This is a genomic window from Bacteriovorax sp. DB6_IX (genome assembly GCF_000447775.1).
Classification (GTDB): domain Bacteria; phylum Bdellovibrionota; class Bacteriovoracia; order Bacteriovoracales; family Bacteriovoracaceae; genus Halobacteriovorax_A.
In genome coordinates this window covers 1-4,753 of the sequence record NZ_AUNJ01000118.1, presented here as the reverse complement: position 1 = coordinate 4,753, position 4,753 = coordinate 1, and the positions used below count along the sequence as shown (strand labels likewise).

At 38.9% G+C, this 4,753-nt stretch carries 4 protein-coding genes and 1 riboswitch; of the genes, 2 read left to right on the top strand and 2 right to left on the bottom strand.

Annotated features, from left to right (window positions below):
• Positions 1-137: 137 nt before the first annotated feature.
• Both M901_RS03735 and M901_RS03730 read right to left on the bottom strand, forming a co-directional pair.
• Positions 138-473 (bottom strand): hypothetical protein, encoded by a 336-nt coding sequence (locus M901_RS03735; RefSeq protein ID WP_021276850.1) that lies wholly within the window; start codon positions 471-473, stop codon positions 138-140.
• The gene (locus tag M901_RS03730) at positions 457-1,395 is read right to left on the bottom strand and encodes a LysR substrate-binding domain-containing protein (protein WP_021276848.1); all 939 of its coding nucleotides are present in this window, start codon (positions 1,393-1,395) and stop codon (positions 457-459) included. The genes M901_RS03735 and M901_RS03730 overlap by 17 nt, the downstream gene beginning before the upstream one ends.
• A gap of 99 nt (positions 1,396-1,494) precedes the next feature.
• A riboswitch (TPP riboswitch) is annotated at positions 1,495-1,594 on the top strand.
• On the opposite strand from M901_RS03730, the gene M901_RS03725 reads away from it, so the two are divergent.
• Both M901_RS03725 and M901_RS03720 read left to right on the top strand, forming a co-directional pair.
• Entirely contained in the window at positions 1,584-3,020 is a 1,437-nt protein-coding gene (locus M901_RS03725) for a sodium:solute symporter (RefSeq protein WP_034720111.1), read from the top strand. It overlaps the preceding riboswitch by 11 nt.
• Before the next feature lie 72 nt (positions 3,021-3,092).
• The coding region (locus tag M901_RS03720; RefSeq protein ID WP_021276849.1) for a phosphate acyltransferase at positions 3,093-4,753 on the top strand (1,661 nt) is incomplete at its 3' end.

The following is a 4,753-nucleotide window of genomic DNA, read 5'->3' as shown; positions in this document are numbered from 1 at the left end:
TGATTCTTGTGACCCCCTTGGCCTCTGAAGAGGACGAAAAAGTGCCAATTACAAGAAAATGTAAGATTTTAAACTTATATTACAATTGTTTTTCTGAAAGAAGGTGCCAATAAGGCCCTGAGACATGTAAGAAAAATCTAAATTTTCTTTAAATAGAAGCGTTCACCAGAGATTGTCTTTCCGTTTGAACCTTTGCCAGTGTATTTCATGGCCCTAAAATTCATCACTCTCTTTTTTCCAATGAATTTCAAATCTCCCTTTATCTGAGATTTTCTCAGGGAAACTTCCTGACCATTCTTATAAATGCATTTTTCAGTCCCGTACTTATGAAGCATAGACATCACTTTTAGGGTTACTTTAGTCTTTGTATCTGAAACAACAAGGGCCTTGTAAACACAGTCACTAATTGAGCTAGCATGCGTAAGAGAAGACAGGATCAAGAAAGCTGAAACAAATTTAATTGATTGGTACAATTTGAATCTCCTTATTCTTAAAACTGTTTAACTCCTTAGGTATAGATTTTAGGATAATATCCTCTAGTGCATCAATGATTTTCTCTTTGTAGAAGTTTCTTCCGTATACAATTGACACTTCTCTGGTTGGAACAGGACTTCTAAAAGGCCTCACCATTTTCTTTCTTGGCCCAGTAATTTCAAGCATATCAAGATGTGGAACAAGGGTATAACCAGAATCTTTTGACACAAGATTCTTCAATGTTTCCAAACTCCCACTTTCAAAGCGGTGGTGTCCATTGCCCATTTGTGCTTTGGAACAAAGGTTTAGGACTTGTCCTCTAAAACAGTGTCCCTCTTGTAATAACCAAAGGCCATCTACTGCAAGATCTTCAGCTCCAAGCTGATCCTTTCTGTAAAGATCATGATCCTTTGAAACGAAACCATAGAATGGCTCGTAAAAAAGGACTCTTTCAATAATCGAATTATTCTGTAGCGGAGTCACAAGAATCGCCGCATCGAGCTCGTCCTTATCAAGCAGAGAGATAATTTCTTCAGTTGTTCTCTCCTCTAAGACCAATTCAACACTTGGATGAAGCTCTGAAAACTTTGTTAGAAAAAGTGGAACTAAATAAGGTGCTAAAGTTGGAATAACCCCTAGTCTAAACTCTCCACTGAGACCAGCTTCTGGGTCATTAGCAATATCTGAAAGCTTCTTAAACTCTCTCATAACAATACGTGATTGGCGGATAAATTTCTCACCTTCAACAGTCGGAACAACAGGGTTTTTTGATCTATCAAAAACCATAAAACCAAGATTATCCTCAAGTTTCTGTATCTGCATACTGAGGGTTGGTTGTGATACATGGCAATCTTCAGCGGCCTTTCTAAAGTGGCGATGCTTATCTACAGCAAGAATGTATTCAAGTTGTGTAATAGTCATGAACTATTGGCTCCAATTTAATCATTTATTTGTTCTATAACAGTATACTTGAAATTATAGCTTTATGAACTAATTTAAATCATGATAAATTACTGATATTACAAATTTCAGGGGAACTTTAAGTAGTTGAGAGGTGGAGACACGACCCTTAGAACTTGAGCTAGTTAATACTAGTGTAAGGAGAAGACATGTATCAAAATATCATGCCAAAAATCGACTTTTGGAATTTCCTAAGCCCCCTTGATATCACTATTTTTTGCCTGGTCTTAGTCATCACTGCAGCAAGTGTCATCTATGGGCAAGTCTTAAAAAACAAGGCACTCAGTAAAGAGAGCAATGATGAAGAACAAAGTTTTCTTGATCTGCTAATCTTAGGAAGACAGCTCACAATGCCGATGTTTGTTGCAACACTTGTGGCCACTTGGTACGGAGGAATCTTCGGCGTGACGGAAATTGCTTTCAACTATGGCGTTTATAATTTCGTAACTCAGGGAGCATTTTGGTATATCGCTTATATCATCTTTGCCTTTTTTATTATTCACAAAATAACACCATATAAGGCAGTTACCCTTCCCGATCTTGTGGAAAAAATGTTCGGGCCCAAGTCAGCAAAGCTCACAGGGATCTTTAATTTCTTCAATGTTCTGCCTGTAGCCTACACCATAAGTTTAGGGCTTTTCCTCCAATTACTTTTCGGAGGTGAACTCGTTACAAATATTGCACTTGGTACGACATTCGTTGTTCTCTACTCGATGTGGGGCGGGTTTAGAGCGGTCGTCTTCTCCGATATCATTCAATTCTTCGTTATGGTTACGGGAGTCTTCTTGATCTTGGCCTTCTCAGTTTCAACTTTTGGTGGACTAGGTTTTCTCAAAGAGAATCTACCTGAAGCCCACTTCTCACTAACGGGAGGTCAGAGTTGGTCAACAACTTTTGTCTGGGGATTTATCGCACTTTCAACTCTTGTTGATCCAAACTTCTACCAAAGATGTTTTGCTGCTGTTAGTGAAAAAGCTGCCAAACGAGGAATTTTAGTTTCGACTTTTATCTGGTTTTGCTTTGATATCTGTACAACATTTGGCGCTATGTATGCACGTGCAGTAATTCCGACGGCGGAGTCACAGCATGCCTACATGACATATGCCATTCAAATTCTTCCCGATGGTCTTAAGGGATTTGTACTCGCAGGAATTCTGGCAACAATCCTCTCGACGATGGACTCATATCTCTTTCTCGCAGGAACAACACTCTCTTACGATTTAGCTCCCAAGAGATTTAAGGGGAAAGTGAAGTTTCACCACTTGGGAATTATCATTGTTGGAATTATTTCGGTTATTGTTTCAATAATTTTTAAGGGTGATATTAAAACTGTGTGGAAGACGCTGGGAAGTTTTTCGGCCTCATGTTTACTGCTCCCAGTCATTTATGGCTATATCTTTCCTAAGAAAATTAAAGATAATCAATTTGTTTTTGCATGTTTGCTTGGCGTCATCACTACGGCAATCTGGAGAAATATCGAGCGCCCTGCGCCATTTAAAAATGTCGATGAACTCTATGTAGGGATAATTACAACATCTCTAGGTCTAGCTTTTTATCACCTACTTAATCGCAAAAAAGAGGCTTAAAAATATTATCTTTTCGCTCTATCTGGAGTATCCTTTTAGGAAATTTTTCTTCACAAAACAAAGGATACTCCGATGTCGGAAAATATGGATTCGAGAACTAAAAAAGCCCTCGATTATCACTCAGAAGGTCGTCCAGGAAAGATTTCTGTTGTTGCGACAAAACCATGTCTTACTGCTTCAGATTTAACAAAAGCATACTCTCCAGGAGTTGCGGCACCTTGTCTAGAAATAGCAAAAAATAAAGAAGATGTTTACAAGTATACGGCCAAAGGAAATCTTGTTGCCGTTGTCTCAAATGGTTCAGCTGTTTTAGGGCTTGGAAATATTGGTCCAGAAGCTGGGAAGCCAGTTATGGAAGGAAAGGGAATTCTTTTTAAGAGATTCGCTGATATTGATGTCTTTGATATCGAAATCAATGAAACAACTGTCGATGGTATGGTTAATGTTGTTAAAGCATTAGAGCCGACTTTTGGTGGTATCAACCTAGAAGATATTAAAGCTCCTGAGTGTTTTGAAGTTGAGAAACAACTTGTTGAGCTTATGAATATTCCTGTTTTCCACGATGACCAACACGGAACAGCGATTATCGCTTCTGCTGGTTTTATCAACGCTATTGAAATCTCTAAGAAGAAAATAGAAGATGTAAAAGTTGTCTTCTCAGGAGCTGGAGCTGCTTCTATTGCTTGTGCAAAACTCTTCTTCCAAATGGGTGTTAAGCCAGAAAATCTTATGATGACTGACTCTCGTGGTGTTATCTACAAAGGTAGAGAAGCGGGAATGAATAAATATAAGGAAGAGTTTGCTAACGATACAGATTGTAGAACTCTTGCTGATGCGATGAAGGGAGCAGATGCTTTCATCGGTTGTTCAGCCAAAGGTGTTTTAACAAAAGAGATGGTGGCAACAATGGCAGATAATCCAATTATCTTCGCTATGGCCAACCCTGATCCAGAAATTCTTCCAAGTGAAGTTGCTGAAGTTAGAAATGACGCTATTATGGCGACAGGAAGATCAGACTTCCCTAACCAGGTTAACAACGTTCTTGGTTTCCCTTTTATCTTCAGAGGTGCTCTAGACGTAAGAGCAAAGAAGATTAATGATGAAATGAAATTAGCAGCGGTTCATGCGATTGCAAATCTCGCAAGAGAAGAAGTGCCTGACGAAGTTAAGATGGCCTACGGTGGAGAAGACTTTTCTTTTGGTCCAAACTACTTAATTCCTAAGCCATTTGATACAAGAGTTCTAACAAGAGTCTCTCCTGCTATCGCTAAGGCTGCAATGGATTCTGGTGTAGCGAGAATCGAAATTCCAGACCTTGTTGAATACGCTCACCAACTAGAAGGACGTCTTTCTTCAAGTGGGGCTTTCATGAAACTCACTAGAGATAGACTTAAGTCACATGTTAATAAGCTTGGTAGAAAAGTTAAGATGGTATTTGCAGAAGGTGCCAACACGAGAATCCTACAGTCAGTTAAGACTATTATTGACGAAGGAAGAATCGAGCCAGTTCTTCTAGGAAGTAGAACAAAGATTGAAACGAAAATGAAAGATCTTGGTCTCTATGAGACTCTTAAAGATGTTGAGATCATTACACCAAGAAAAGCTGATAACTTCAAAGAGTTCTACTTAGAATATACTAAGAAGAAACAAAGAGATGGTGTTTCGGTTTATCACGCAGAAGATCTCATGGCACTTGAGAACTACTATGGTGCTATGATGGTTAGAAAAGGACT